The following is a 26,176-nucleotide window of genomic DNA, read 5'->3' as shown; positions in this document are numbered from 1 at the left end:
ATGTCCACCGTCAACCTCGAACATCTGGCCGGCCGACGCGTTCTCTCGCAGCAGGGCAAAAGTATCGGCTATATCGAGGAGATACGTGCCGAACCGGCCGGCGAAGACTTCATCGTTACCGAATTCCATGTCGGTATCTACGCCGCTTTCGAGCGTCTCTCGGCCTCGACCATCGGTGCGGCAGTGCTGGACCTCTTCCGGCTGCGCCGTCGCGACGGCTTGTACCGTATTCCTTGGGACAAGCTCGACATCTCCGATCCCGCACGGCCGCGGCTGCTATGTTCGACAACCGAGCTTTCCGGCATGAGGGGCGCACCCGAACCTCATCGGCGCGGAAAGCAGGATCGATGATGTCCCGGCCGAGGGCCACGCGAAAAGTGCTCGATCTCAGCCAAGGGTTGTCCGACGCTGTCTGCACTCAGGGTGATGCGCCTTACCGCAGCAGGCTGGCTGCCAGGAACACCGCGGCCGCTATCAGCACGACGGCCGCAATCACCATCAGCGGCCAGTTGCTGCGGGGCTGCAACTCGGGCTCGTTCTCCACCGGCCGCATCGCGTTGGCGAAGCTGGCATCGTTTTCGAATTTTGGCCGGGAAGAACGTTGCGGACCTGCCTCAGTGACCGGGTTCTGCGTGTCCGCCGCCTCGGCGTCGGTCTCGAATGGGGCAATGGCTGGATCGAATCCGGGCGTTTTGTCCCGCGTGGCTCCGGCCTGAACTTCACCCCTGGCTGCGGCAGGCGTGGAATTTGAAATCTTGGCCATGATCTCTCTCCTCGAAATCAAATCCGGCAGGCTCGCTGTTGTTCCGCGCCGCGGGTGCTGATGTTGAAAGTTTTGTTGGTCCGGGTGCCTGTGGGGGCCTTCGCTCGGGGTGGCAGCGCATCGCCCGGCGCCGGAACAAAGCACATCTTGGCTTGTTAGGACGCATCGTAATATCGCGCATCGACAAGGACAAAGCCTATGAAACCGCGACACCTTCTTGCCTCGCTCGCCGCTGCTTCCATGCTTATCGCAATGCCTGCTTTGGCTGCCGACAGCGCCCAGGATTTCGTCGACAAGGCCGCTGTTGGCGGCAAGTTCGAAGTCGATTCGAGCAAGATCGCCCAGGACAAGGCCCAGGACCAAAGCATCAAGAACTTCGCGCAGACAATGATCCGGGACCACGGCGCGGCCAACGCCAAGCTGGAAACCATTGCCGGCGACCAGAAGTTGAAAGTGCCGACGGCGCTCGATGCGCCGCATCAAGGTGACCTGGACAAGCTCCAGAACGCACAGCCGCCAATCGACCCGGCCTATGTGGACATGCAGCGCAAAGCGCACGCCGATGCCGTGAAGCTGTTTGAAAGCTACGCGCGCGACGGCGACAACGCGGCCCTCAAGACCTTCGCCCAGCAAACGGTCGGTACCTTGAAGATGCATCAGCAGATGATCGAGAAGATCGCCGCCGCCCAGGACTCCATCACGGGGGCGACCACACCCGCGGTGAAAACCACCAATGCACCCAATGCCGCCGGCCTCGTGCCCGGCGCAAACAGTTTCACCGAGACCCAGGCAAAGAGCCGCATCGAGGATGCCGGCTATTCCAATGTGTCGAAGCTTGCCAAGGACGACCAAGGCATCTGGCGCGGCCAGGCGACCAAGTCGGGCCAAAGTGTCGCCGTCGGGCTCGACTACCAGGGCAACGTCGTCGCCGACAGCAAGTGAGCACGATCAGGAGATATCAAAATGAAAACCGTAACTGCACTGTTCGACAACTATGATGACGCAGCCGACGCGGTCGGCGAACTGGAAGCGACGGGAGTGCCACGTTCCAATATCAGCATCATGGCCAACAACTCGGATGGCTGGTACGAGCAAAATCCTTCCGAAGCCGCTGAAGACGCCGCGAGCGGCGCAGGTATAGGAGCCGTGGTCGGCGGCGCCGGCGGTTTGCTGACAGGGTTGGGCGTCATGGCCGTTCCGGGCGTTGGACCAGTGGTCGCGGCCGGATGGCTTGCCGCTACCGCCGCCGGGGCGGTTGCCGGCGCAGTAGCTGGTGGCGCGGCCGGCGGCATAATTGGCGGTCTGACGGACTCGGGCGTTTCCGAAAACGATGCAAATGTCTATGCAGAGGGCGTACGTCGCGGCGGTACGCTGGTGACGGCCAAGGTGGATGATGAGCTTGTTCCGGAAGCCGAGGACATTCTGGGTCAGTCAAGCGCCGTCGACCTGATGGAACGCCGCAGAGCCTATGAGGCAGATGGCTGGACCGGTTTTGACGTCACCGCGGGTGAATACGTCCCTGAACGCGATGGCGGCAGGGCAATAAACCGGCCCTGAAGGACAAACCCGCCAGGGCAGCGGGGCACTTGCCGTCCTATCTGGCTTCGGGTGGCTTGCCCGAAATCTCCGTGACATGTGCAAGGGTATTCGGTCTGCTGGTCGAGTTTTGCTTCGGGCCATGGTAGCCGCGGTCAGTCCTTGTCCTGACGATAAAGCCGATCGGTGGCGCGGTCGCTTTCTCTGCGTTCTGCGGGGCCACGGCGACGGCGAGTGACGACGACATACGCTAGCAATGCGACCAATAACAATGGCCCGCCGGCGACGACGATCAGCCACATGACACTCTCAAACATGGGACGTCTCCTTTCCCCTCACAAACCGGTGGAGAGAAGAACCGTTCCGCTTGTCGACTACCTGGACCGGTCTGCCTTCAATCACCGGGCGCGTTCGTAGGTTCCGACGATCTCTGCCTGCTCGATCAAGTGTTTCTGCGCCTCCTGCCAGATACGCTCCACGCCCGTGCTCGCGGGGATGGCAAGGTTCGGCGTGTCGAGCGCGGCCAGCCGGAAGTGGTAGTGATGGATACCGTGTCCGACAGGCGGGTCAGGGCCGTCGTAATAGGCGTTGCCGAAATCGTTCCGCGCTTGCCTGAGGGCCTGTGGACCCGGTCTGCCGCTTTCCGCCTCGGGCAACTCCTGAACCTCCGGCGAAATGTTGAACACCGCCCAATGGCTGAACGTTCCGTTCGGCGCATCGGGATCCTGGACGACAAGGACGAGGCTCTTTGTGCCGTCCGGTACCCCGGACCACTTTAGCGGCGGAGATACGTTCTTGCCGCCACGAGTGTAGCTTTCGGGGATCTCTCCGCCTTCGGCAAAGGCGGGACTGCTGAGCGTCAGGGGCATGGTTCGCACTCCTTCGGGCGAAGCATCGATCGTATCACGGCCGCGTCGCGACGCCCCAGGTGATGAGCTTTCCGGTACCGCGTTGGCTCTTTCTCGCGAGACAGGTCTTCCGGCATTGCGCGGATCCTCCTGTAAAGTTCGACGATTTAGCAACGTGTCTTGTCGAGGCGGGTACCCGGCAGCCAAATCCAGAGCGAGACACGCAATTCAACTCGAACGCATCCCGCTCTGGACAGGAAGGCTGCCAGGCGCCTAGCGCCGGGCAGCCCCGCGGTTAAGCGGCTTTCTCAAGGGCGCGCTCATTGACCCCGCCTTCGCCCAAGCCTGTAAGCGCTTCATCGGTTGCCATTTCCTCTTTGAGCGTCTCGTTGAGGAGCTTGACCGCATCGCTCTTGCCAAGCTGTTCAGCCCACGCGATCAACGTGCCGTAGCGCGCGATTTCATAGTGCTCGACCGCCTGTGCCGCTCCGACCAGTCCTGCATCCAATGCTGGGTCGCCCTTATAGTCGTCGAGAATCTCCGACCCCTCTTCGAGAATGCCGTCGATCGCCGGACAGGTCTTGCCGCGGGCCGGCTTGTCCATCAGCTCGAACACCTGTTCGAGGCGGTCGACCTGGCCTTCGGTTTCCACGCGATGTTTCTCGAAAGCCGCCGCGACCTCCTCGGACTCGGCGCCCTTGGCCATTTTGGGCAGCGCCTTGAGTATTTTCTTTTCGGCGTAATAGATGTCCTTCAGCCCGTCGAGGAACAGGGCTTCCAGCCCTTTCGTCGCCGCCTTCTTCGCAGTCGCCATGTTTTCGTCTCCCTAAGGTTGTCGTGAAAGCTCCACCACCGGTGCAGCTTTTCCATAACCTTGAACACGGGCCGTTGTTCCCGCCGGATGGAGACAAAGACAGGACAGCCGTATCTCACACGATCGCATTGTGCCAGCCGCCATAGTGCGCATCGCTTGAGGCTGGCTGCGGTCCAGCTACCTGTCACCAGCCGGCTGGAGAGAGTGCGTGGCGGGTCTTCGACCTTCTAGTTTCGGCCGGCACGCGTGCTGGCGGCCTTCTGCGCTGCTTTCCTTCTTCCGGCAGCACCCTTGGTGCGGACCGCTTTGCGTGCGGCGGCGGACCGGCCGGCAGCGCCCTTCGTCTCCGAGGCCTTGTTGGCTGCGACTGAGCGCTCCTCCGCCGTCCGGCGCGACGCCGCCTGTTTGGCCTGTCTCGAGAGCGCAAATGATCCGGAGGAAAAGAGACTTGCTTCGGCGAAGATCTACGGACCGGCCGGACGCCACGAGAGCGCCGACATCGTCGTGAGACAGAGCGCTGCGAATACAATCGCGGTGTTTGCCGCATGAGAATATTCCCATTGCCGCCTGAGCGCTTCCCAGTTTGCAGGAACTGTCGTCCAGTTCCGCGTCGCCTGGTTGGCAGGGAGCGTCCAGACAACGAAGATCGCAAGCATGATCGCGAAACAGAGCGCCGCAAGCAGCGCGAGCCAAAACGGCCAAGCCTGTGAGCGCACGGAGATCGCCAGCAATGCGTTCACGATCAGCGCGGAAGGCCAGAGCAACCCGAGGATCGCCCATCCGTAATAGATGCCCTGCACGGTGAAATATTCCTGCTGCGGTAGAGAGATCTTGTTGGGAAGGGCTGCAAGATGAGCCCCTGCCGGGATGAGAGCGAGGGCCGAAATGACAATGGCGAGAAATTGCAAAACCCTGACTGTCATGGAACCTTCTCCGCGGAATGATTTTTTAACGCGCCGACGCCCCAATCGATCTGGCTCTCTGATGAGGCGATGGCGTTGGCGCCGGCGTCACGCGGGCAGTTGGCGCAGGAACCATTGGATCGCGAGGTCCGCGACTTCTTCCAGCGCGCCGGGCTCCTCGAACAGATGCGTCGCAGCCGGAACGATGGCCAGCTCCTTTTCACACCGCAGCGCCGCGAACGCGGAACGGTTGAGCGCGATCACCTGCGTGTCTGCGCCACCGACCACGAGCAGCGTTGGTGCCCGGACGCGGGGCAGGGCAGGTGCCGCAAGATCCGGACGCCCGCCGCGCGAGACGACGGCGGCCGCTCGATCCGGGCGCTCTGCTGCGGCCATCAGGGCCGCGGCAGCCCCTGTGCTCGCGCCGAAATAACCGACGCGTAGCGCCGACATTTCGTCGGACATGTGCAGCCAGTCGGTAACCTGAACCAGTCGATCGGCGAGCAAGCGGATGTCGAACCGCAACTCGGCGGTAATCTGGTCGATACGCTCCTCTTCGGTCGTCAACAGGTCGACGAGCAACGTGGCGAGTTCCGCCTCGTTCAACCGTCCGGCCACATAGCGGTTGCGCGGGCTGTGCCGGCTGCTGCCGCTGCCATGAGCGAAGAGGACGAGCCCACGGGCTTCCCGCGGCAGCGACAGGTTGCCTGCGAGCATTGCGCCGCCGGCGGGGACCTGCACGGCCTTCTCGTTTGTCTTCAGGACTGAGACCATGGCGATCTCCAACTCAATTGGATCGGTCCCTAAACCCCGAACGGATAGGTCTCCGCGAGCTCGCCGGCGTCCCATTGGGAGCTGCGCTCCAGCGGCTCGACCGCCCGCGTCTCGTCGAAATGCAGCAGCATGTCGAATTGCGCGGCAAGGTCGGCATGGAAGTAGTGGCTGGCCCGTTCGGTCTCAGGCCGGTAGATGACGCCGATCGCGCGCTCCAGGAGCCGTCGCGGCAGGGCTTCGCCGTCGCCGCGCAGATCGAGCTGGAAGCGATCAGCCAGGACCGCATGCAGCAGCGCCTCATAGCTGCGCGCCAAGGCAGGCCGGACAGCCTTGCGCTCCGCCGGGCCGTCCCAGTTCGATGCCGCCGTCACTGTTCCTTGATACGTGGTGAAGCCGACGAGGAAGGCCTCGCGCTGATGCTTTTCGCGAATGAGCTGTCCTAGGTTGATTTCGCCATGCAGGCTCCTGTCCGTTGCCCTGGCGTCGCCGAGATGGGAGTTATGCGCCCAAACCACGATCTTTGGCGATCGCCCGAGCCGACCGAGATGAGCGGTGAGGGCTTCGAACGTCTCGGCCATGTGCCGGTCGCGCAGGTTCCAGGTCGATTCGGGCGCCAGGAACATGGCGCGATAATAGGCCTCCGCATTCTTCACCAGGCGGGCGTTTTGCTGCGCCGCGAAGAGTTCGTCCGCGATGGCGCCTTCGCGCGGCTCGGCTTTCGCCGGGCGCTGCTTCAGCATCTCGACCAACTGTGCGACCACAGCCTCCTGGCAAGATTCGTCGACGTCATTGCCGGCTATGAAGCCATAAGCCTGCGGGTCAGGGCCGAAATGGTCGAAACAGGCATAGCGGCGACGCGCGATCTCCGCCGCGGCCGGGTCGGCCTTTTCGAGATAGCGCAGCACCGCCTTCATCGCACCGTGCAGGGCATAGAGGTCGAGCCCGTAGAACCCGGCTTTCGGATTGCCCTTGCCGGGCGCTTCATTGTGCCGGCGCAGCCATTCGACAAAATCGACGACGACCCTGTTCCGCCACATCCAGGTCGGGAAGCGCCGGAAATCTGCGAGCGCCTCTCCGGCGTCGATATCCTCGCCTGTTCCTTGAACATAGCGGTTGACCCGGTATGTATCGGGCCAGTCGGCTTCGACAGCAACGGCAGCAAAACCCTTCTCCTCGATCAGCCGCCGGGTGATCCGCGCGCGCTCCTCGTAGAATTCGTGCGTGCCATGCGAAGCTTCACCGAGCAACACAAAGCGCGCCTCGCCGATCGCCGCCAAAAGCTCGTCGTAGTCTCCCGCGTCTCCAGAGAGCCGAACGACGTGCTTGTGCAATCGGCTGGCCGTATCCTGCGGCGCATCGCGTCCGGACGATGCGGTTGGTCGCCCCGCCTTGGCGAGAAGAGCGCGGACCTCGTCGTCGCTCGTTTGGGAGAAGTCTTCATACCAGCGCCCGACGCCGATGAGCGGCTGCGGCGTCGTCGCACAGACGACCTCGTCGGCCTCGCTCTCCATCGCCTCGCAGGTGTCGGGACTGCCGACCGGAACGGCCGCAACGATACGGGCAGGCCGCTTTTCCCGCAGCGCCCTGACCGCCGCGCGCATGGTCGACCCAGTGGCGAGCCCATCGTCCACGAGAATGGCGATTCGATCCTCGACAAGGAGCGGTACCCGCTCGCCGCGATAGAGGTGCTCACGGCGTAAAAGCTCCCTCTCCTCGCTGGCAGTGACCGCGTCGATGACGTGGGCCGGGACAGCGAGGCCTTCCACGATCTCGTCGTTCAGGACGCGTACACCAGAGGTCGCGATTGCGCCCATGGCCAACTCTTCGTAACCGGGAACGCCGAGCTTGCGCACGACGAAAACGTCGAGGGGTGCCTTCAATGCCTGTGCGACTTCGTAGGCGACAGGCACGCCGCCGCGTGGCAGCGCCAGCACGGTGACATCATCGCGCGCTGCGAAGTGGCCGAGCTTACCAGCAAGAACGCGTCCGGCCTCGCGACGATCCGCAAAGACAATAGTCATGATCTCAAGCCCATATTTGCGCCGCTTCCGCCTTTTGGGGTCCCGCTGCACGGCTTTGATTGGCCGAGGCCACACAGGGCGGCAATGCGTGGCGCAGGCACATCATTGGCGTGTTCGTCGCCAAGAGTTCGGCGGCGGGCATTTCCAAGTCATCCACCACCGCGCCGATGCTCGGAAACGACCTAATCCCCCAAGGGTTCCGTGTGGCTCCGGGGCGGCTGGTCCGGATCGCTCCAAGGCATTGCCTTGTTCCCGGAGGGAACAAAGCGGTCTGCCGGAGATTGGGGCACGCAGGAGGAGTTTCCATGGACAAGGAAGAACTCATAAAGCGACGAGCCTACGAGATCTGGGAGCGCGAAGGTCGCCCGCAGGGCCGAGAGCAGGAGCATTGGGATCAGGCCGTGCAGGAAATAGAGGCGGAAGGATCGGAAGCCGAGCGCGGTCCGGTAGTGCCCGATCCGACCATCGGCAGCGGGTCGGAGCCTCGAAGCTCCTGAAGCGACGTCAATTGCCGCCAAGGAGAAAAAATGCGTCGACCGACTGTTCATTCCGTCGACGCATTCAAGATAGCGTCTCGGTCAACGTCCGAGCAGCGCCCTGAGCCTGGCGAATATATTGAAACCTTCGCCCATGGCGGCGCGCACGCGAACGGCGACCCACCCGGCTTTCATGGTCGCACCGACATGGCAATCACAGACGATGTTGTGCAACTGCCAGTTGGACAGTTCGAAAAAGCGCTTTGCCTCGCCATAGGTGTCGCCTTCCAGCCCCTGCGCCCGCAGTATCGGATCTTCGAACGCGACGCTGATGGGGGATTGCACGCAGTAGGCGTTTTCGCGCATGTCGGGGCTCATATATTCGGTGCCCGGAAGCGCTCCGAGGCGCCGTTCAGGATGACGCTCGAGAAGACTTGCCCAGCGCTCCAGGCGTTGGTTCCGCGTCATTGTCGGGCACACCGTATCAACTTCCGCGATTGCGTGTAGTTGTTCGAGTGTATGGGACTTCATGGTCAGCTCCTGTTGATCCAGGTTCCTCCCGCTTCAAGGTGAGTCGCGAGATCACGACAGCGCGCTCGCCGTCGCCGCGCTCCGAACTCTTTGTTGTCGCTGAAGTTCCATCATTTTGAGAATTTGAAGCCCGATGCGGCGGCAGCTCGGCAACCCGGGGCCGTTGCGTCACCTCGGTCGGTGTTGGGTCAGCCCTTCCAACTCCGCGCTCCTGGCCCCGGCCGCCTTCCGGCGCAGGAGTGCCGGTGTTCAATGCTGGAAATCGTCTGGCGGCTCCTCCAGGCTCCTGCTGGGGTGAATTTCGTTCGAGAGGGGGATATCCATCGTGCAGATCACCTCGGCATCGGTGAAGCGCAGCGAGCCAGCTCCGCCGATCTCGTAGGGCACCACCTTTTCGATCAGCTCGGATCCGAAGCCGCGTCGCGCAGGTATTGCTGCCGGACCATGCAGGTCCTCGATCCAGCGGATCTTCAACTCCTGTCTGGCGGGCGTGCCATCCACTTTCCAGCTTACGCTGATTGATTTGTCGGCTGCCGACAGCGCGCCATATTTCATCGAGTTGGTAGCGAGTTCGTGGAACGCCAGGCTCAAGGTCTCCGCCGCCTTTCCGGACAAGGAAATATCCGGGCCATCTATGGTGAACTGATCTTCCGTCCGGCCGCCTTGGGACGCAAGCTCGTCAAGGACGAGCATGTCAAGCTGCACGGTGGCCGAGGCCGATCGCATCAGCACATTGTGCGTGCGTGCAAGCGCATTGATGCGGCCCTCGAGGTGAAAAGCATAGTCCTCGACATCGTCGCTGTTTTCAACCGACCGGCGGGCGATCGAACGGACGATGCTCAACGTGTTGCGAACGCGGTGCTGCAATTCGGCGGCTAATGCCTTCGTCTTCTGGAGGTCGTCGCGGGCGATCTGGAGTTCGGCTTCGAGCCGGGCGATATGATCGTCACGTTCGTCCATCTGTTCATCGACATGGCTGAACCGCATCGACGCGGAAGCATCGCGTTCTTCGGCCGACAGGCCGTGCGGCCGGGAGAATTTACCCGTGACGTCTTTCTTGCGAGATCTTTTTCCAGCCACCTGTCAGTCTTTCAACCGTTCCTCGATGATGCACGGTGCCAAGCGCATCGTCATCGGCCTTTGGCTCGCGCTCACTAGCCCAGGATTGGCTTTCGTGCCGTCGCGCGCGGTTTTCAGCCGGCGGGAATGATACCATCGAGCCGGTAGCAGCATTAACATCGCCGCGTCGGCGGAAATATGGATGACGGTCGCAGCGGCCAACTCCCCAGCGATGTCATCGAGGATCGCCCCCAGCGGATCGATCGTACCTACCGAACCGCCGATCAAATCGCGCTTGGCCATCGCTCGCTACCGCTTCCGGTCACGCCGAACCGGCAGAAGCCGGCCAGGTTCCCTAGGATGCTTCATTTTTGCGCTCCACTCGATGAGCCCGTGCCTGGTCATGCAAAAGGCTCCCTGACGTCCAACAGATGAAGGTAATCGGGACTGAAAAAAGCCGCCGCCTCCAGTTTCGCCAGGTTCTTGATCGTTACGGTGCCGTTGTTGAACGAAATGAGGCCGTCGCGCCTGAGATCCTGAAGCGTGCGGTTGATGTGCACGTTCGAAAGACCGAGCGTATCGCCCAAGGTCGCCTGGGTCACCGGTAGGGGATAGCTCTTGCCGGCCGTTTCACCAATTGCGTGAAGCCTGTGGAACAGCTCGCAAAAAAGGTGAGCCATCCGCTCATAAGCAGTCCGCTGGCCGATGTTGACGACCCATTCGCGGGTGATCGCCTCGTCGAGCAGCGTGGTCCACCAGAGCGCACGCGTAAGATTGGGATAGCTGTTGGTGAAGCCGAGGATGGCGCTCTGCGGGATCGCCGCAACCTTGGAGCGGCTGAGAGCACCGATCGAGTGGTCCATGCGCCGCAGCAGGAACACGTGAAGATCGCAAAGGTCGCCCGGCACCAAATAGGCAAGGATCTGTCGTCGACCGTCCTCGAGAATCTTGTAGCGGCAGGCAAATCCTTCGAGCAGCAGGTTGACCCCGCCTGTCCTGTCACCCCTTTGGATGACGTCATCGCCGGCGGCGAATTCAGCGATCTTTGTCGTCGCGCTTTCTATGGCGTCGCATTCTTTTAGGGACAGGACCGTGAAATTGGACAGTTTGCGGATAAGCGGGTGCCGTAAGGTCTTCGCTTTCAGGCCAACCGCCGGCTCGCTTCTCTCGTTCATCGCGTATCGTGTGCCGTCGCGGCAACGAACTCGACAATGCTACCGAATTCGAGGGGCTTTTCAAATCGCCTGATACCGCCGAGCTCTGCTGGAATGGCCGTCTGATCATAGCCGGTGGCGAAGGCGATCGGAACGCCTTTCGCCAACGATTCTCGGGCAATCTCGAATGTCTGCTCGCCGCGCAAGTTGATATCGAGAATCGCAAAGTCGCATTGACCGCTGTTCAGCAATTCGATTGCGGGCTCGGTCGTGGCGACCGGGCCGAGCACTATCGCCCCTTGTGTGACGAGAGCGTTACGCAGGTCATCGGCGAGAAAATATTCGTCTTCCACGATCAAAACGCGAATCCCGCCCAGAAAGGCTGATTTCGCCGCTTCCCCGTCCATGGTGCAAGCACTCTCCCTTTGCAGCGGCCGTCACTTGGGACACTACACCGCAACCCGCTGCACTCCCAGTTCTATTTCCACCGATGCAACCGGAGGCGAACTCCGGGCCACCGCCTGCCGTCACTATTTTTTCGGAGTCGACAGCTTTTCGCCCGCCATCTTAACAATTGTGATGGCGGCCTTCGGCATCCGTTAACACAGTGAGAAAACCGGGGAAAAAACGAGGAGGAGGAACCGATGCCTGTGATCGATATGACCTCGAAGGAACTGATCCGGGCTGTCGATCACTACATCAATTCCCGCAGAAATCTCGAATGGCCGATTTCCACGGCGCAGGCGGTGTCAGCCATCCGTTACGAACTGCCAGAATGCACTCTCTCCGACAAAGAACTGGCGGACATTGTTGCCAGCTCAGCAATTCAAAAGCACCGCAACATCGCATTTGACCTGCTGTCGTAGCCATGCCCATACATGTCGTCCAAAACGCCTTGGTTTTGGAACAAAGACATGCATGAAAAACAGAGCATGAAAACAGAATCCTGACGCACGTCGCCCGCCTCGACGCATGCCGGGGCGGGCGCTTTGGAAGATGCGGTCATTGAAGGACCTGAACGATTTTCCGGGTTTCCGGGTCGACCAGAACTGTTCGATTGTCGACCACGACGTAGCGGTATTTCACATCCGGAACCTCATGAAGTTCGACCGTGTCGGGCACGGTGGATCCGATATTGAGCTCCACGCCGGGCAGCTTGACCGAGGCCAGCGGCTGCTTCTTCACATATTCCTTGATAACGGTTTCTTGCTCCGGCTGGATAACCACATCTTGCGCCGCGGCCACTCCGGCCCCCGCAAGAAACAGGATGCCCACTGCCGTTCCCAGTAGATATTTTTCCACTTCTGTCTCCATCAGATGTTGCGCAAGGCGCCGAGCCGACGACGCCACCGGCATTTCGGCAGGTACGCCCCATGCGCCGAACTTCGCAAAATGCCGGCAGTTCCATCCGCTCCGGAATATATTAGCCTTCGGTGGAACAATCGCGGGGTGGCAAAGTTTTGCCGCGAAGGGACTGCCATCCTAGGAGACCTCCCATGAGAACCACTTTGATCACCAGCATGTTAGCGCTTACCCTCGGATGTGGGGCGGCAATCGCGCAGACCCAGCAGCAGTCGGGCGAAGCGACCCAATCGCGTGGGGCAGACACTTGCGCAGCCGGCTCGGCCGATTGCCAGAAGGGCGGCAGCACCGAGCAGCAGACGCAAGGCAAGGCCGGCATGAAGACCGACGAGCAGGCACAAGGCAAAGCCGGAGTGAAGACCGATGAGCAGGCGCAAGGCAAGGCGGGTGTGAAGACCGATCAGCAGGCGCAAGGCAAGGCCGGCATGAAGACCGACGAGCAGGCGCAAGGCAAAGCCGGAGCGAAGACCGATGAGCAGGCGCAAGGCAAGGCGGGCGTGAAGACCGATCAGCAAGCCCAGGGCAAGGCGGGTGTGAAGACCGATGAGCAGGCGCAAGGCAAGCCCGGTATGAAGACCGACGAGCAGGCGCAGGGCAAAACCGGCGCGACTACCGATCAGCAAGCCCAAGGCAAGGCCGGTACGACTACTGATCAGCAAGCGCAGGGCAAGGCTGGCGCGACGACCGACCAGCAGGCGCAAGGCAAGGCCGGTACGACGACCGACCAGAGTTCAACCGCTTCAATCAACAATATATCCGTCGAGCAGAAGACCGAAATCACCAACGTCATCCGGGAGACGAAGGTGGAACCGGTCTCGAACCTCGACGTGGACATTTCGGTCGGCGTGAAAGTGCCGAAGCAGAAGGTGCGGCTGCATCGACTTCCGCACCGGATCGTCGAAATCGTTCCTGCCTATGAGAGCTATGAATATTTCCTCCTGGCCGATGGCAGGATTGTTATTGTCGATCCGAACTCATATGAGATCGTCGCTATCCTGAGCTAGGAGCTGAAGCCGACTAACAAAAGCCCGCTCTCGATCGAAAGCGGGCTTTTGCGGCGCCTTCGGGCGCGAAAATGTCAGTCGTGCGTCCCCTACTCACTCCGCTGCCATGTCGGGTGCCCGGCTTCGTACCGGACCTAGCGCGTCGGCGTTCTGCACCAGTGCGCGCATGTAGCCCAATGCGAAGGCCTTGCCGGCGTGCCATGGAGCGTCGCAGGCCATCTCAGGCGTGTGGTCGGGTATCATGACGCCTTGATAGTTCTCGTCGCGCAGAATGCGCACGATCTCGGCCATGTCGATGTCTCCGTCGTCGACGAAGGTCTCGTGATATTTCGGCACTTTGCCCCGCACATTGCGGAAATGGATATAGCCGATGCGGCCACGCCGCGCGAAACGGCGCACATGGCTGTAGATCTCCTCGATCTGCGGCATCTCCTGCAGCGAGCCGAGGCAGAGCTCCAGCCCGTTGGCGGGCGAGTCGACGATATCCATCAGCCGATCATATTTCTGCGGCCGGTTGACGAGGCGCGCCGTGCCGCGCAGCGCCTCGGCGGGTGGATCGTCCGGATGCGCAGCCATCACGACGCCGGCCTCTTCGGCCACCGGTACGATTTCGCGCAGGAAGACGCCAAGCCGTTCCCACAGTTCTTCTTGCGAGACCCTGACGGGCGCGGCGCCGGCCCGGCCCGGCCGGTAGCGCATATTCCAGACCACGCCGTCGGGCAGCGGCAGGTCGGGATCGATGTTGGACAAATCGAGCCCCACGGACATGGCGTCGCCGCGCGCGAATGGCCCGCGCTGCCAGCCCCACACGCCCGCGATCGAGAAGTTGTAGCCGATGCAGGGAATGCCGGCCCGGCCCGCGTCACGCACCAGGCGCTTGAGGCCTTCGAGCTGCTTCGGCCTGTCGGGGCCGCCGAGCAGTACGTCGGACCAGAAGCGCGGCGACAGGTTTTCAATGCCGGCGATCTCCAGGCCATTGTCGCGTACGGTCTTCACAAGCCCGGTGAAATCCTCGTAGCTCCACAATCGATCCGTCGAACAATCGCCCCAGCCATCCGTTTCGGTGCCGGCCGACAGCGAGGGATCGCGGCCGCGAAAATAGTTGGTCAGATGCGCAACGACATGCGTCGCGCCGGCCTGCCGGGCAAAGCGGAAGTTCTTCCGCGTCAGCGAGTCACGATAGAGGCCAAGTCCGATCTTCATCCTACTTGACGCCGATGCCGGCGGTGAGGCCGCCATCGATCTTGTAGTCAGCGCCGGTGCAGAAGCCGGCTTTCGATGAACACAGGAAAGCAATGAGTTCCGCCACTTCCTCCGGCTCGCCGATACGGCCGAGTGGATGGGCGGCGCCGAAGCGCCTGTAGGCTTCTTCGACATTGGCGTCGCTGCCATTGTCGCCACGCGCCGCCTTCTCGAGGATTGGCGTGCGGATCGAGCCCGGGCTGACCGAATTAACCCGGATACCGGCCGCGGCGTAGTCGAGCGCCAGCGAGCGCGTCAGCGTGTGGATGGCGCCCTTGGTCGTGGCATAGGCGGCAACGTTCTGCTGGCAGGCGAACCCCTGCACCGAGGCGACATTGACGATGGCACCGCCGCCTCGGCGGATCATTTCGGGAATGCCGAAATGCGCGGTCAGGTAGATCGACCCGACATTGACCGTCATCGTCCGGTTCCAGGTTTCCCAGTCGGTCGTGGTCGCCGTGCCGTAGGGGTGGACCGCCGCCGAATTGACGATGATGTCGATGCCGCCGAACCTCGCGACGCCCGCCGCGACCGCGTCGCGCACCTGGTCGGAAACAGAGACGTCCACCGTTTGCACCAGCGCATTCGCTCCAGCCTTGGCGAGGCTTTCCTGCATGGCGGCATTGGCCGCCCAGTCGATGCCGCAGGCGATGATCGCAGCGCCGCCTTGCGCCAGGCGGCGCGCCGTGGCGAGCGCGATGCCGGTCGTGCCGGTGATTAGCGCCACCTTGTTCTCAAAGTCAGACATGATGCAGATCCTTGGAAGATATCGCCGGCTGCACCGGGTTTGTCGCCGAGATGCGGGCGTTTTCGAGGTCGTCGGGAACGAAGCGCAAGCCGAAATCGAGATGCCGGCTCATCAGATAGCAATAGGCAATGCGGTCGCGCGCGCGCAGCGCCGCGATGATCTCGCCATGCGCGTGGCGTGTTTCGCTCAGCACCGGCCGGATGGATTTGCCGACGGTCATGATGTGCAGGATGACAGGCGACAGGAACTGATAGGTCTGCACCAGCATGCGGTTGCCGGCGAGCTTCATCAGCGCCAGATGGAAATCGAAATCGCGTTGCGCGGCTTCCTGGACATCCTTGCTGGTCTCGATCAGGCCATTGACCTCGTCCAAGGCTTCAAGTTCGGCGGCACTGGCATTGAGGATGATGTGATCGCCGACGCTCACTTCGATGATGCGGCGAAATCCTTGTATGTCGTGAAAGGACGTTTTCGATATGTCCATCTGCGCGGCGAAAAAATTCTGGATCGCGACGTTCTGGCGATCGGCGAGCACCGCGCCGACGCGTGGCTTGGGATCGATCAGCCCGTAGGTGCGGATGGTGCGCAGCGCCTCGCGTATCGTGTTGCGGCTGGCGCCGAACAGTTCGCCAAGTTCCCGTTCGGTGGGCAGCACGTCGCCGATGGATAGGGCGCGATTGCGAATGAGGTCGAGAATCTGCCGAACGGTATGGTCGACGGCGGAACTGCTGATCCCGGCTTCGTCCGCCGCCTCCATCAAATCGTGGCTTGCCTGCTCCACAGCAGAACTCCTTGCTATTTGTTGGACCAGACTAGGGCTCGATCGGCAGGAAATCAACTGCAAGGCTGTGGAAAGGCTCCGTTGACAGCTATGTGGTCCGACAATATGGTCACCGCCAAACCTTGAGGAGGCTTCATGGAACAGTGCTGGCGCTGGTATGGTCCCGATGATCCGGTGACGCTTGATCATGTCAGGCAGGCCGGCGCCACCGGCGTGGTTTCAGCACTGCATCAGATCTATGACGGCCGCGCCTGGCCCGAGGCCGATGTGCTCGAGCGCAAGCGGATCATCGAAGCGGCCGGCCTGAAATGGTCGGTCGTCGAAAGCATTCCGGTGCACAATTCCTTCAAGATCGGCGCGCCCGAGCGTGAGCGCTATGCCGGCTACTACCGCGACAGCATCCGGGTGCTCGCCAAGGCGGGCATCGAGACGATCTGTTATAATTTCATGCCGGTGGTGGACTGGACCCGCACCGACCTGATGTATCGCCTGCCGACAACCGGCTATGCGTTGCGCTTCGATGCTATCGATTTCGCGGCCTACGATCTTTTCGTGCTGCAGCGCAAGAATGGTGCCGCTAGCTACACGCCGGCGCGTATCGCCGAGGCCGAGAAGCGGCTGAAGACGCTGACGCCGGAGCAGATCGACCGGATCGAGCGCAATCTCATCGCCGGCCTGCCGGCGACCGAACGCAGCTATAACAGGGACAGTTTTCGCGAAGCCCTGGCGGAATACGATTCGATCGGGCCCAACGAACTGCGCGACAACCTTGCCTGGTTCCTGCGCGAAATCGTTCCGGCGGCCGAAGAGGAGGGGGTGCGCATGTGCATCCATCCCGACGACCCGCCATTCTCGCTCTACGGCCTGCCGCGCGTGGTTTCGACGGCACAGGATGCGCGTTTTATCCTCAACGCCGTCGACAGTCCCGCCAATGGACTGACCTTCTGTACCGGCTCCTATGGCACGCGTGCCGACAACGACATCGTCGCCATGGTCAAGGAATTCGCTGACCGCATCCACTTCGTCCACCTGCGCAACATCACCATCGAGGAGGACGGCTCGTTCTATGAAGCCGAGCATCTCGAAGGCGGCACTGACATGGCGCACGTTATCCTAGCTCTGATGCAGGAAGAAAAGCGCCGTCGCGAGCAAGGCCGGGCCGACTGGCAAATCCCGATGCGGCCGGACCATGGGCATCTGCTTGCCGACGACATCGGCAAGAAAAAGATCAACCCCGGCTATTCGCTTATCGGACGGCTCAAAGGTTTGGCTGAACTGCGCGGCATCATGCGCGCCGTGGAGCGTTTCGATCTGGCCTGAAGCATGCACCGGCCAGCCGGGAGGATGTATGCGCTTTTTGCGCAAATGAAAACAAGTTGCGCATATGAAAAATAGTGCTAGTGTCGATGGCGAGCCGGCCGTTGCTGGCGCCGGGAGGATTTTAGTGGCGTGACGAAGCTGCGCGGACTGGCGTGGGATCATAGACGATGCTGGGGTCCGCTGGACGGCAGCATCGAGTCCTATTGCGCCGCGCATCCCGGCCTGGAAATCCAATGGGATCGCCGCAGCCTCTATGAATTCGGTGAGGGCGCCCTCGGCCCGGTGCTCGGCACATACGATCTGGTCGTGTTCGACCATCCCTTCATCGGTGACATCGCGCAGGATGAACTGATGGTCCCGTTCGACGCTTATCTGTCGGCCGAACAGATCCATTTCTTCGAGCGTGATTCAGTCGGTGCGTCCTGGCGCTCCTACCAGAAGAACGGCCGCCAGTGGGCGCTGCCGATCGATGCCGCCTGCCAGGTAGCCTCCTATCGGCCGGATTTGCTGGAGCGCTACGGTCCGGTGCCCGGCACGCACGAAGACGTGCTGGAGTTTGGTCGGCGCGCGCGCAGCGACGGCAAGTGGCTCGGCCTGCCCTTTGTGCCGACCGACGCCATGTGCCTGCTTCTGACGCTCGGCCGTCCCGACGAAGATGGCGAGCAATTCATGGCGAAGGAAATGGTCGAGCAGGCGATTGCGCAATTGCGCGAGCTTGCGGCGCTTTCGCACCCGGACTCGTCGAAGTGGAATCCGATCCGCTGCTACGACCATATGATCGCGCATGACGACGTGGTCTACGTGCCGTTCGCCTTCGGTTATGTGAATTACGCCTCGAAACCCGACAGGCCCCATCTGCGCTTCGCCGACGTGCCCACCCCGCAAGCCGCCGGCGCCTTGCTCGGCGGTGCCGGCATCGGCGTCAGCGCCCAATCGAAGCACAAGCAGGCTGCGATCGACTACGCATTGTTCCTGTGCTCGCCCGAATACCAGCGCGGCGACTATGTGAAATCGGGCGGACAACCGGGTTCTCTGGCGGCCTGGAAGGATGCTGGGGTCAATCGTCTTGCCGGCGATTTCTTCGGCTCGACGCTGCGGACGATCGCCTCGTCCTATCTGCGTCCGACCCATCCGGGCTTCATCGCCTTCTTCCGCGAATGCGCGCCGCATGCCGCCGCCGCCATAGCCGGTGATATGTCGGCGACCGAACTCGCAGGCCACGTCAACAGCCTCTACCGCGAAACCAGGCAAGCCCAGCCGGAACGGAGCGTCGCCTGATGGCCGCCAGCGTTGCCCAGACGCTCGACGAGGGCGAAAGCGGCCGCAACGGCTATCGCGTGCCGGCGGTGGAAAAGGCGCTCGACGTTCTGGAGTTCATGGCCTCCAGCGCTGAAACGCTGACCCAGACGGAGATCGCGACCGGCCTCGGCCGCTCAATACACGAGATCTACCGCATCCTGCTTCTGCTGGAGAAGCGGGGCTATATCTTCCGCACGCAATCGGACCGCTTCCGGCTCTCGCTGAAGCTGTTCGAACTGGCGCACATGCATCCGCCGGTAAACCGGCTGGTGGAATGCGCTCTGCCGGTGATGCGCGAATTGACCGCTAATGCCGACCAGAGCTGCCATCTCGTGGTCCGCGAAGGCCAGAACGCACTGGTGGTTTTGCAGATCGATTCGCCGCTGCCGATGCGCTACTCGGTAGCACTTGGGTCGCATTTCCCCATCCTCGAAACGAGTTCGGGTGCCGTGCTGCTCGCCCATTCGAACCGCGCAGAGCGCGACCGCATCGTCGAGCGCATCGTGGCCGCCGGCGAGGGCCAGGGCACGCGGGCCGAAATCGAGGCTCGGCTGAACGAGGTCGCCAGGCTCGGTTATGAGATGCGCGCTTCCTTGGCCGTTGCTGCCTGCACCAATATCTCCATGCCTGTGCGCGATCACACCGGTGCGGTCATCGCCGCGCTAACCGTGCCGCTGCTGCCGCAGAAGGCGGCGCGGTTCGACAGCGAAACCGTCTTCGAACGCACCCGCGCCGCCGCCGAGAAGATCTCGGCGGCACTCGGCTGGGGCGAAGCCACCAACTCCTTACGTGCCGACCCGGAACGGCGGGACTATCCGTTCAGCGACTAACAAAAGCGATAAATCTGGGAGAAGAAAATGCTCTGGTCCAAGTCAATCCTGTTCGCGTCCGCCGCCGTGCTGGCGCTCGGCGCCGCCGCCGCGCATGCCGAGAACATGCCCAAGCGCATAGGCTACGTCACCAACTACGCCACCCATGAGTGGTATCAGAACGTCATCAAGGGCATGAAGGCTCACGGCAAGGAACTCGGCATCGAGGTCGAGGTGCAGGATGCCAACCTCGACATAGCCAAGCAGGTCGCCGCGGCCGAAGACTTCATCGCCAAGGGCGTCGACGTGCTGATCATCACCCCGGTGAATGAAGAGGGCGTGGTGCCGCTTCTGCGCCAGGCCAAGGCCGCCAATGTCCCGGTCGTGCTGGAAGGCAATCCGGTCAAGGGCATGACGACCATGGTCGCCATCTGCGACTACGACACCGGCTATTTCTCCGGCGTCGAGGCCGGCAAATACGCCAAGGAAAAGCTTGGCGGGGTTGCCAAGGTGATGAATGTCGGCCTGCCGCTGCTTTCCGCCACCGTGCTGCGCTCGCACGGCTTCATGGACGGGCTGAAGACCATCATCCCCGATGCAGTCATGGTCCACGATCTCGACGGCGGCGGCAATCCGGACCGCGCTCTCGAAGTGTCCTCCGCGGCACTGGCTAAGAACGCCGATATCAACATCATCTACGGCATCAACGATTCGTCTTCGTTGGGTGGCCTGCAGGCCTGGAAAGCGGCGGGCAAGTCGCAGGATGGCCTGTTGACGGTCGGCACGGGCGGCGAGGGACTTGCCTTCATCAACGCGATGCAGAACGAGCCTTCCTACCGCATCGAAGCCGCGATGTTCCCCGAGAAGGAAGGCTTTACCGCCATTGATGCCGCGGTGAAGCTTTTCAACAATGAGGAAGTGCCGGAGCACATCGTCAGCCCGACCGCGCCGATGAACGGCGACGACTGGAAGAAGTTCTATGACTATGACGGCACCACCCGCACCATCAAATGGGATGCCGTCAACGCGCTGCAGCCGCCGGCAAAGTGCATGAAGACCTCCGCCGACCTGAAGAAATAAGGCCGGCCGACATCGCCCTTCCCGTGTTGCGGGAAGGGCAGGCGGCCAGGACCTTTCGGTGGCCAAGACAAATGCCGGGTTCGACACGACAGGTTCCAGAGGGACCAGGCAAACGGCCGGGAATGGACTGAAATGAGCGAGCTTACACACGCCTCCGCGTCGAAGCGTTTCATCGGCGGCAACCTTCTGGGCAGCAGCCAGCTCGTGCTGGGCGCAATCCTGGCCGTGCTGTGCATCGCCATCTCGATCGCGGCGCCGCAATTCTATTCGGAGGCCAACATCATCGCCATCCTGCGCCAATGCGCGCTGGTGCTGATCGTCGCCTCGGGCATGACCATGCTCATCATCACCGCCGAGGTCGACCTGTCGGTCGGTGCGTCGCTCGCCTTCGTCGGCTGCATCGGCATGGCGGTGCTCAATTCGACCCATAGTCTTACGCTCGGCATACTGGCGGCACTCGCCTTTGCCGGCGGGGTCGGCCTGTTCAATGGGCTGGTCGTCACCAGGCTCAGGGTGAATTCGCTGATCGCCACCATCGGCACGATGATGATGCTGCAGGGCGGCGTCTATCTGTTCACGCGCGAGGCGGTGCAGAACCACAATCAATTGGCAAGCTTCACCGATCTCGGCGCCGGTTATGTCGGCCCCGTGCCGGTCCCCGTCATCCTGGCGGCCCTGATCTTCGTGGTTGCCTATGTGACGCTGCGCTTCACCACGCTCGGCCGCTATCTCTACGCGGTCGGCGCCAATGAAAAGGCGGTGCGCCTGTCAGGCATTCGCTCGGAACGACTCAAGCTGTTGGCCTTCGTCGTTACCGGCCTGTGCGTCGGTGTTGCCGGCATGATCCTGTCGTCGCTGATGAACGCCGGCCAGCCGACCGCCGGCCGTGGCTTCGAGCTGACGGTGATTGCCGCCGTCATACTCGGCGGCACCAGCCTGCTTGGCGGCCGCGGTTCGCTGTTCGGTACCTTGCTTGGCGTTCTGGTGCTGAAGGTGATCGACAACGGCATCATCATCCTCGGCTGGAACCAGGATTTGCAAATGGTGGTGCCGGGCATCGTCATCATCCTGGCAACCTATCTCGACATCATCCGGAACAGAGCCAATGTCCGTTGATTTCCTGCATCCCGGCGAAGGCGCGGCCATCGACACCGATGTACCGGCGCTGGAACTGCGCGGCATCGGCAAGCGCTTTCCCGGCGTCGTGGCGCTCGACAATGTCGACTTCACCCTGGAGCCCGGCAAGATCCATGCGCTGATGGGCGAGAACGGCGCCGGCAAGTCGACGCTGATCAAGATCATGGCCGGCGTCTACGGCAAGGATGCCGGCTCCATCCGCATGCGCGGACGCGAGGTAGACATCAAGTCGCCGCGCGACAGCTTGAAGCAAGGTATCAAGGTCGTGTTCCAGGAGATCGCGCTGATCTCCGAATTCACCGTTGCCGAGAACATCTTCCTGGAAGGCTATCCGACCGGCAGGACGGGCTCCATCGACTGGAAGAAGATCCGCGCCGATTCAGCCGCGCTCTTCGACCGCATCGGCTTCAATGTCGATCCGGCGGCGCGCACCGGCTCGCTGCCGGTCAGCCAGCAGCAGATGGTCGAGATCGCCCGCGCGCTCGCCCATGAGGCCCGCGTGGTGGTGATGGACGAGCCGACATCCTCGCTGACGCCGAACGAAGTTTCGCTGCTGTTCACAGTCATCCGCCGGCTGGCCAGCCTCGGCATCGCGGTGGTCTATGTCAGCCACAAGCTCGACGAAGTGTTCGAGATCGCCGACACGGTGACGGTGCTGCGCGACGGGCGCCACATCTCGACCAAGCCGATCGGCGAACACACCAACGACACGCTGATCCAGGACATGATCGGCCGGCGCATCGAAAATCTGTTTCCCCGCAAGCGCGGCGCGCCAGCTAGCAAGATAGCCCTGTCCGTGGACAAGCTCAGCACGGCGAAGAAGCTCAACGATGTGTCGTTCGAGGCGCGCGCCGGCGAGGTGCTCGGCTTCTTCGGGCTGATGGGCGCCGGCCGCACCGAACTCGCCAAGGCGATCGTCGGTTACGATCCGATCACTTCGGGCACGATCACCGTCGACGGTCAGCGCCTCTCGCCGCACGATACGCGCACCGGCGTCAGGCTAGGCATCGGCCTGCTCACCGAGGACCGTAAGAGCGAAGGGCTGATGGGCGAGTTGCCTGTCTACCAGAATGCCAGCCTCGCCTCGCTCGGCGCCTTCGCCCGCATGGGTTTCGTCGACAAGGCCAGGGAACACAAAGCGGTGCAGGATTATGTCGACCGCTTCCGCATCAAGACGCCCAGCCTGTTCCAAGAGGTGAAGAACCTGTCGGGCGGAAACCAGCAGAAGGTGCTGATCTCGCGCTGGCTGATGCGCGGCCTCAGGGTCATCGTCGTCGACGAGCCGACCCGCGGCATCGATGTCGGCGCCAAGTCGGAGATATTCGCCCTGATCGACCGGCTCGCCGGCGAAGGTCTGGCTGTCGTCATGATGACGTCGGAAATGCCGGAGCTGCTCGGTCTTGCCGACCGGGTCGCGGTGATGTGCGAAGGCCGCCTGACCGCGATCATGCCGCGCGACGAAGCCACGCAGGAGAAGATACTCAATGCGGCGATCGGATAAACCATGAGCCTTGCAAATACAGTCTCCGCGAAAGCCCAGCCGTCCATGCTGGCGCGGTTCTTTGCCCGGCAGGAACTGGCGCTGCTGATATGTCTCGTGCTGGTGCTGGCTTTCTTCTCCGTCACTGTCGAGAATTTCTTCTCCGTGCGCAACATGACCAATGTGCTTGGCCAGGCCTCGCTCGCGCTCACCGCCGGCATTGGCTGCGCCATCGTCTTCATTTCCGGCGAGGTCGATATTTCGATCGGATCGCTGCTGGCGACCATTGCGCTGCCGCTGATCATCATCATGAACGACACCAATTCGCTGCTGCTCGGCGTCGGCGGCGCGCTGCTGTTCGGGCTGATCATCGGTGTCGTGAACGGCTATCTCACCGCCTATGCCGGCATCAACTCGCTGATCGTGACGCTGGGCACGATGTTCATCATGCGCGGCGGCGTCTATCTCTACACTGGTCAGCGCGCGATCCCTGACGATGCCAGCCTCGACAGCTTCATTGCCCTGTCGGATGGCCGGCTCTTCAACGTCATCCCCTATTCAGCTGTCATCGCCATCGTCCTGCTCGCCGCCTTCGCCTACATGATGCAGCACCGGCCGTTCGGACGGCAGATCTATGCCGTCGGCGGCAATCAGGAGGTGGCCCGCCTTGCAGGCTACGACGTGCGGCGGGTCAAGTTCATCTGCTTCATCATCAGCGCGCTGCTGGCCACGGTCGCCGGCATCATCCTGGCCGCGCGCGTCGGCTCGGCGCAGCATACGGCGGGGTTGAATTTCGAATTCCAGGTGGTTGCCGCCACCGTGCTCGGCGGGGTCAGCCTTGCCGGCGGCATCGGCAGCCTGACCGGCATGGCGCTGGGCGTGCTGATCTTGCAATTCCTGTCCAACGGCCTGCGCGGGCTTGGCCTGCCGACCGAATGGCAGCTGGTCATCACCGGCATGATCATCATTGCCGCGGTCGCCCTCGATGAAGCGAAACGCCGGCGTGCGAATGGAGGCTGAAGATGGCTCGTCTTGAAGCAAAAATCGCCGTCATCACTGGTGCGGCTGACGGCATCGGCCACGCGATCGCGCAGGCGATGGCGCGCGAAGGGGCACATGTCTTCCTGGGCGACATCGCCGACAGCGCTGGCGAGGATTTCGCGGCCGCGCTTCGCGCTGCCGGCCACCGCGCCGACTATCTGCATTGCGACGTCTCGCAGGAGGCCGACATTTCAGGCCTCATCGACAGCGCCGTCAAAAAGACGGGACGCCTCGACATACTGGTCAACAATGCCGCCATCGCCATTGGCGGCATGCCGGTGCACGAGATGACCGACGAGCAGTGGCACCGGCTGATATCAGTCAACTTAACGAGCGTGTTTCGCGGCTGCAAATACGCGCTGCCGCACATGATCGCGCAGAAATCGGGCTCGATCATCAACATGGCCTCCGCCCAGGGCCATATCGGGCTTGATGGCTGGACCGCCTATGCCGGCGCCAAGGGCGCAGTGATGGCGATGACGCGCCAGATGGCGGTCGAATTCGGGCCGCTGAACATCCGCGTCAATTCGATCTCGCCGGGCACCATCAACACGCCGATGAACGATAAACTCATCAAGGAGATCGGCGGCAGTCTCGCCAAGGCCTGGGTCAAGATGCATCCGCTCGGCCGTATCGGCGAGCCTTCGGAAGTGGCCGAGGCCGCCGTCTATCTTGCCTCCGATGCCGCCGGTTTCACCACCGGCACCGACCTGCGCGTCGACGGCGGGCTTACGGCGGCACCGCGCTACGTTCCCGAACTGCTTTGAAAATTTTGAAACGAGACATGACATGAACAAGGCCCTCGAAGGCGTCCGCATCCTCGATTTCAGCCATCTGCTGCAGGGGCCGTTCGCTACCCAGCTGCTCGGCGACATGGGCGCCGATGTTATCAAGATCGAGCGCGCCGGCGCCGGCGACATGTTCCGTGGCATGACCTTTTTCGCCAAATGGGTCGGCGGTTCGGAGAGCCCGAACTTCCTCGCCTGGAACCGCAACAAGCGTTCGATCGCACTCAACCTGAAGAGCCGCAAGGTGCATGCCATCATCATGGAGATAGCGAAAAGCGCTGACGTGGTTGTGCAGAATTTCCGCCCAGGCGTGCTGGCCAAGCTCGGCTATGGCTATGAGGATTTCAAGGCCGTCAATCCGCGCATCATCTATTGCTCGGGCTCGGGCTATGGCGAGGAAGGGCCTTATGTCGAGCGCCCCGGCCAGGACATGTTGATCCAGGGGCTCGCAGGGCTGATCGCCAACACCGGCCGCGGCGACCAGGCCCCGGTTCCCGCCGGCGCCGGCCTCGCCGACCAGATCGGCGCCATGAACATGGTCTACGGCATCCTGTCGGCGCTCTATTATCGCGAGAAGACGGGAAAGGGCCAAAAGATCGAGGTCAACCTGCTGGCCGGCCTCTTGGCGCATCTCAACCAGGAATATGTCGCCGTGCTCAACCTCGGTCAGGATTTTGTGCGGCCGAATTCCGGCATCGGCCATCCCGGCATGCAGGCGCCGTTCGGCATCTACGAGACCAGCGACGGCGGCTACGTGTCGATCGCCATGAGCCCGTTCAAGACGCTCTATGGAGTGCTGGAGGCGCCGCAGCTTGCCGTCTACGACGATCTCAAGACTTTGTTCGACAAGCGCGATGAGGTCTTCGAGAAGGTGAATGCCGAGACCAGGAAATTTGCGACCCAGGATCTTCTGGCGCGGTTGCTGGCGGCCGACATCTGGTGCGCCGAGGTGAAGGATATTCGCCGCGCCGCGGAGGACCCGCAGGTCAAGCACATGGGCATGATCACCAGCTACGACCATCCGCGCGGCGGCAAGGTGCGCGTGGTCGCACCCGCGGTCAAGATGAGCGAGACGCCAGCGACCATCGAACGGCCGGCGCCGCTGGTCGGTCAGCACGGTCGCGAGATCCTGGCGGAGTTCGGCCTCTCGAACGACGAGATCGCCGCCCTGGAGGCGTCCGGCGACATGACCGTGGACGCCGCCTGA

Annotated in this window: 31 protein-coding genes; 15 read left to right on the top strand and 16 right to left on the bottom strand. The window is 62.2% G+C overall.

Going from position 1 to position 26,176, the window contains the following annotated elements; all coding sequences use genetic code 11:
- Entirely contained in the window at window positions 1–351 is a 351-nt protein-coding gene (locus LB551_RS26030; RefSeq protein ID WP_224660999.1) for a hypothetical protein, read from the top strand.
- Window positions 352–433: 82 nt separating this feature from the next.
- Here LB551_RS26030 and LB551_RS26025 read toward each other — a convergent pair whose 3' ends face one another.
- Entirely contained in the window at window positions 434–763 is a 330-nt protein-coding gene (locus LB551_RS26025; protein WP_224660998.1) for a hypothetical protein, read from the bottom strand.
- Window positions 764–961: 198 nt separating this feature from the next.
- Between LB551_RS26025 and LB551_RS26020 the strand changes: the two genes are divergently transcribed.
- Entirely contained in the window at window positions 962–1,705 is a 744-nt protein-coding gene (locus LB551_RS26020) for a DUF4142 domain-containing protein (RefSeq protein ID WP_224660997.1), read from the top strand.
- 21 nt (window positions 1,706–1,726) lie between these two features.
- Window positions 1,727–2,320 (top strand): hypothetical protein, encoded by a 594-nt coding sequence (locus LB551_RS26015; RefSeq protein WP_224660996.1) that lies wholly within the window; start codon window positions 1,727–1,729, stop codon window positions 2,318–2,320.
- Window positions 2,321–2,454: 134 nt separating this feature from the next.
- On the opposite strand, the gene LB551_RS26010 is transcribed toward LB551_RS26015, so the two are convergent.
- From LB551_RS26010 to LB551_RS25985, 6 genes are all read right to left on the bottom strand, one after another.
- On the bottom strand, window positions 2,455–2,616 hold the full coding sequence (locus tag LB551_RS26010) for a hypothetical protein (protein ID WP_140553417.1): 162 nt from the start codon (window positions 2,614–2,616) through the stop codon (window positions 2,455–2,457).
- 81 nt (window positions 2,617–2,697) lie between these two features.
- Complete coding sequence (locus LB551_RS26005; RefSeq protein WP_224660995.1) at window positions 2,698–3,168, bottom strand: YbhB/YbcL family Raf kinase inhibitor-like protein; 471 nt, start codon at window positions 3,166–3,168, stop codon at window positions 2,698–2,700.
- A 274-nt stretch (window positions 3,169–3,442) separates the two neighbouring features.
- Window positions 3,443–3,961 carry a ferritin-like domain-containing protein gene (locus tag LB551_RS26000; protein WP_140553414.1) on the bottom strand — a complete coding sequence of 173 codons (519 nt, stop codon included), beginning with the start codon at window positions 3,959–3,961 and terminating at the stop codon, window positions 3,443–3,445.
- A 464-nt stretch (window positions 3,962–4,425) separates the two neighbouring features.
- Entirely contained in the window at window positions 4,426–4,869 is a 444-nt protein-coding gene (locus LB551_RS25995) for a DUF1772 domain-containing protein (protein WP_224660994.1), read from the bottom strand.
- A 102-nt stretch (window positions 4,870–4,971) separates the two neighbouring features.
- Window positions 4,972–5,637 carry a dienelactone hydrolase family protein gene (locus LB551_RS25990; protein WP_224660993.1) on the bottom strand — a complete coding sequence of 222 codons (666 nt, stop codon included), beginning with the start codon at window positions 5,635–5,637 and terminating at the stop codon, window positions 4,972–4,974.
- Window positions 5,638–5,666: 29 nt separating this feature from the next.
- On the bottom strand, window positions 5,667–7,658 hold the full coding sequence (locus LB551_RS25985) for an erythromycin esterase family protein (protein WP_224660992.1): 1,992 nt from the start codon (window positions 7,656–7,658) through the stop codon (window positions 5,667–5,669).
- 305 nt (window positions 7,659–7,963) lie between these two features.
- Here LB551_RS25985 and LB551_RS25980 point away from each other — a divergent pair, with 305 nt between their 5' ends.
- Window positions 7,964–8,155: a DUF2934 domain-containing protein gene (locus LB551_RS25980; protein WP_140553408.1), complete on the top strand. Its 192-nt coding sequence runs from the start codon at window positions 7,964–7,966 to the stop codon at window positions 8,153–8,155.
- Between the two features lie 81 nt (window positions 8,156–8,236).
- Here the strand turns inward: LB551_RS25980 and LB551_RS25975 are convergent, their stop codons facing one another.
- The 5 genes from LB551_RS25975 to LB551_RS25955 all read right to left on the bottom strand — a co-directional run bounded on the left by LB551_RS25975 (window position 8,237) and on the right by LB551_RS25955 (window position 11,285).
- Window positions 8,237–8,665: a hypothetical protein gene (locus LB551_RS25975; protein WP_140515225.1), complete on the bottom strand. Its 429-nt coding sequence runs from the start codon at window positions 8,663–8,665 to the stop codon at window positions 8,237–8,239.
- Between the two features lie 249 nt (window positions 8,666–8,914).
- A complete protein-coding gene (locus tag LB551_RS25970; protein ID WP_224660991.1) occupies window positions 8,915–9,745 on the bottom strand; it encodes a sensor histidine kinase in 831 nt (276 codons plus the stop codon).
- Window positions 9,746–9,748: 3 nt separating this feature from the next.
- Window positions 9,749–10,027, bottom strand: coding sequence for a hypothetical protein (locus tag LB551_RS25965; RefSeq protein WP_224660990.1), 279 nt, complete (start codon window positions 10,025–10,027; stop codon window positions 9,749–9,751).
- A 98-nt stretch (window positions 10,028–10,125) separates the two neighbouring features.
- Complete coding sequence (locus LB551_RS25960; protein WP_224660989.1) at window positions 10,126–10,899, bottom strand: Crp/Fnr family transcriptional regulator; 774 nt, start codon at window positions 10,897–10,899, stop codon at window positions 10,126–10,128.
- Window positions 10,896–11,285 carry a response regulator gene (locus tag LB551_RS25955; RefSeq protein ID WP_224660988.1) on the bottom strand — a complete coding sequence of 130 codons (390 nt, stop codon included), beginning with the start codon at window positions 11,283–11,285 and terminating at the stop codon, window positions 10,896–10,898. The genes LB551_RS25960 and LB551_RS25955 overlap by 4 nt, the downstream gene beginning before the upstream one ends.
- 237 nt (window positions 11,286–11,522) lie before the next feature.
- On the opposite strand from LB551_RS25955, the gene LB551_RS25950 reads away from it, so the two are divergent.
- On the top strand, window positions 11,523–11,744 hold the full coding sequence (locus LB551_RS25950) for a hypothetical protein (protein WP_140553400.1): 222 nt from the start codon (window positions 11,523–11,525) through the stop codon (window positions 11,742–11,744).
- A gap of 136 nt (window positions 11,745–11,880) precedes the next feature.
- Here LB551_RS25950 and LB551_RS25945 read toward each other — a convergent pair whose 3' ends face one another.
- Window positions 11,881–12,192: a DUF1236 domain-containing protein gene (locus LB551_RS25945; RefSeq protein ID WP_181172634.1), complete on the bottom strand. Its 312-nt coding sequence runs from the start codon at window positions 12,190–12,192 to the stop codon at window positions 11,881–11,883.
- A 182-nt stretch (window positions 12,193–12,374) separates the two neighbouring features.
- Here LB551_RS25945 and LB551_RS25940 point away from each other — a divergent pair, with 182 nt between their 5' ends.
- Complete coding sequence (locus LB551_RS25940; protein ID WP_224661033.1) at window positions 12,375–13,244, top strand: DUF1236 domain-containing protein; 870 nt, start codon at window positions 12,375–12,377, stop codon at window positions 13,242–13,244.
- Window positions 13,245–13,337: 93 nt separating this feature from the next.
- Here the strand turns inward: LB551_RS25940 and LB551_RS25935 are convergent, their stop codons facing one another.
- The 3 genes from LB551_RS25935 to LB551_RS25925 are packed head-to-tail and all read right to left on the bottom strand — an operon-like array spanning window position 13,338 to window position 16,015.
- Entirely contained in the window at window positions 13,338–14,447 is a 1,110-nt protein-coding gene (locus LB551_RS25935) for a mannonate dehydratase (protein WP_224660987.1), read from the bottom strand.
- Between the two features lies 1 nt (window position 14,448).
- Window positions 14,449–15,234, bottom strand: a complete 786-nt coding sequence (locus LB551_RS25930; RefSeq protein WP_224660986.1) for an SDR family NAD(P)-dependent oxidoreductase — start codon at window positions 15,232–15,234, stop codon at window positions 14,449–14,451.
- Window positions 15,227–16,015, bottom strand: coding sequence for a FadR/GntR family transcriptional regulator (locus tag LB551_RS25925; protein WP_224660985.1), 789 nt, complete (start codon window positions 16,013–16,015; stop codon window positions 15,227–15,229). The genes LB551_RS25930 and LB551_RS25925 overlap by 8 nt, the downstream gene beginning before the upstream one ends.
- Window positions 16,016–16,150: 135 nt before the next feature.
- On the opposite strand from LB551_RS25925, the gene uxuA reads away from it, so the two are divergent.
- The 9 genes from uxuA (at window position 16,151) to LB551_RS25880 (ending at window position 26,176) form a co-directional block, all read left to right on the top strand.
- A complete protein-coding gene (gene uxuA / locus LB551_RS25920; protein ID WP_224660984.1) occupies window positions 16,151–17,335 on the top strand; it encodes a mannonate dehydratase in 1,185 nt (394 codons plus the stop codon).
- A gap of 129 nt (window positions 17,336–17,464) precedes the next feature.
- Window positions 17,465–18,613, top strand: coding sequence for an ABC transporter substrate-binding protein (locus LB551_RS25915; RefSeq protein WP_224660983.1), 1,149 nt, complete (start codon window positions 17,465–17,467; stop codon window positions 18,611–18,613).
- Complete coding sequence (locus tag LB551_RS25910) at window positions 18,613–19,464, top strand: IclR family transcriptional regulator (protein WP_140553389.1); 852 nt, start codon at window positions 18,613–18,615, stop codon at window positions 19,462–19,464. Before LB551_RS25915 ends, LB551_RS25910 begins: the two co-directional genes overlap by 1 nt.
- A 27-nt stretch (window positions 19,465–19,491) precedes the next feature.
- Entirely contained in the window at window positions 19,492–20,523 is a 1,032-nt protein-coding gene (locus LB551_RS25905; protein ID WP_027027652.1) for a sugar ABC transporter substrate-binding protein, read from the top strand.
- 132 nt (window positions 20,524–20,655) lie between these two features.
- The gene (locus LB551_RS25900) at window positions 20,656–21,639 is read left to right on the top strand and encodes an ABC transporter permease (protein WP_224660982.1); all 984 of its coding nucleotides are present in this window, start codon (window positions 20,656–20,658) and stop codon (window positions 21,637–21,639) included.
- Window positions 21,629–23,161: a sugar ABC transporter ATP-binding protein gene (locus tag LB551_RS25895; protein ID WP_224660981.1), complete on the top strand. Its 1,533-nt coding sequence runs from the start codon at window positions 21,629–21,631 to the stop codon at window positions 23,159–23,161. Before LB551_RS25900 ends, LB551_RS25895 begins: the two co-directional genes overlap by 11 nt.
- Before the next feature lie 3 nt (window positions 23,162–23,164).
- A complete protein-coding gene (locus LB551_RS25890; protein WP_224660980.1) occupies window positions 23,165–24,160 on the top strand; it encodes an ABC transporter permease in 996 nt (331 codons plus the stop codon).
- Window positions 24,161–24,162: 2 nt separating this feature from the next.
- On the top strand, window positions 24,163–24,948 hold the full coding sequence (locus LB551_RS25885; protein WP_224660979.1) for an SDR family NAD(P)-dependent oxidoreductase: 786 nt from the start codon (window positions 24,163–24,165) through the stop codon (window positions 24,946–24,948).
- 22 nt (window positions 24,949–24,970) lie between these two features.
- Complete coding sequence (locus LB551_RS25880) at window positions 24,971–26,176, top strand: CaiB/BaiF CoA transferase family protein (RefSeq protein ID WP_224660978.1); 1,206 nt, start codon at window positions 24,971–24,973, stop codon at window positions 26,174–26,176.

Source organism: Mesorhizobium sp. BR1-1-2 (assembly GCF_020165435.1).
Lineage (GTDB): Bacteria > Pseudomonadota > Alphaproteobacteria > Rhizobiales > Rhizobiaceae > Mesorhizobium.
The sequence above is the reverse complement of the archived record's forward strand: the minus strand, read 5'-3'. Positions and strand labels throughout refer to the sequence as shown.